The organism is Vibrio sp. Vb1554, from assembly GCF_033344235.1.
Window position 1 is genome coordinate 1 of sequence record NZ_JAWPOJ010000292.1, and the last position, 1,209, is coordinate 1,209.

At 47.8% G+C, this 1,209-nt stretch carries 1 protein-coding gene and 1 pseudogene; one reads left to right on the forward strand and one right to left on the reverse strand.

What is annotated here, in order from left to right; genetic code table 11:
* Positions 1 to 182: pseudogene (locus R8N28_RS25735) on the forward strand (HAD family phosphatase); the annotation flags it as partial.
* Here the strand turns inward: R8N28_RS25735 and R8N28_RS25740 are convergent.
* Positions 142 to 1,209, reverse strand: a 1,068-nt coding sequence (locus R8N28_RS25740; RefSeq protein WP_318183725.1) for a heavy metal sensor histidine kinase, incomplete at its 5' end; no start/stop codon positions are given. The pseudogene R8N28_RS25735 and the gene R8N28_RS25740 overlap by 41 nt on opposite strands.

Consider the following 1,209-nt stretch of genomic DNA (forward strand, 5'->3'; position numbering starts at 1 on the left):
AATGCTTAGTGTTGGAAGATTCCAATAATGGCATTAAAGCCGCACTTGCTGCTGGCTGCCATGCAGTGATGATTCCAGACTTATTGCCACCGCAGACAGAGTTAATGTCTGATATCACTGTACTCGACAACCTAGCTCAGGTTATTCCTCTTTTGGACTCGTACGGGCCGAAGGCACCCTGATGTGAAATTCGGTGCGCTGGTTTTCTGATTGAACTTGGATATCACCTTCATACGCTTGCACGATAGATTGGGTAATCGACAAACCCAGCCCTGCACCTACGCTACCGACATGTTGGCGAGATTTATCTGCGCGATAAAACCGGTCGAAAAGGTACGGTAAGTTTTGCTCGGCAATGGTGTCACCTTGGTTGCTGACCGATATCGTCACCTGTTCCTCAACCTCTTGAACGTCAATCACAATGGTTGAATCAGCATACGCATGACGAATCGCGTTGGAGAGCAAATTGCCCACCGCACGCTCAAACATGTTTTTGTCCATATAGAGCTGACCGTCGCCTGAACTCACGATTCGCACCTCGGCATCTTCGGCCAATATTTCAAAATACGCAACCAAGCGGTCAATTTCCTCCTGCACCGCAAACACTTCGTCATGGCGATGAATGAGCTTGTTTTCAGCCTTGGCAATGTAGAGCAAATCGTTGATGGTTTTCGTGATGCGGTTGAGTTCTTCCAACGTTGAGGCAATCGCATCCTGATACTCTTCAGACGTTCGACACGCACCTAAAATGACCTGATTTTGCGTAGTAACGTTGGTGAGTGGCGTTTTTAACTCATGTGCTATATCAGAAGAAAACTCGCTCAAGCGGCGAAAACCAGTTTGCAACCTATCGAGCATCGCGTTGTGTTTGTTGGCTAACTCGCGCAGTTCTATTGGCAACGAATCGGGGTCGAGACGAATGCCCATTTGCTCTGGTGATATCTGTTGAATGTGCTGATTCAATCCCACAATCGGCTTCAACCCACGTTTTACCATCCAACCGCTCAACGCGGAAGAAATCACAAACGCCAAACCGAGCGCCCAAAACAAAATCCAGTCGAGTTTATCCAAAAACAAAATATGGTGGTTGATACTCATGCCGAGCACCACCTGATACTCCCCAGCTTGAAACGCAAACGCGCGAATATTCAGCGAGTCCTCACTCCATTCGATGGCACGCTCGTGATTTAAAACCTGAGGTGAGCTAAT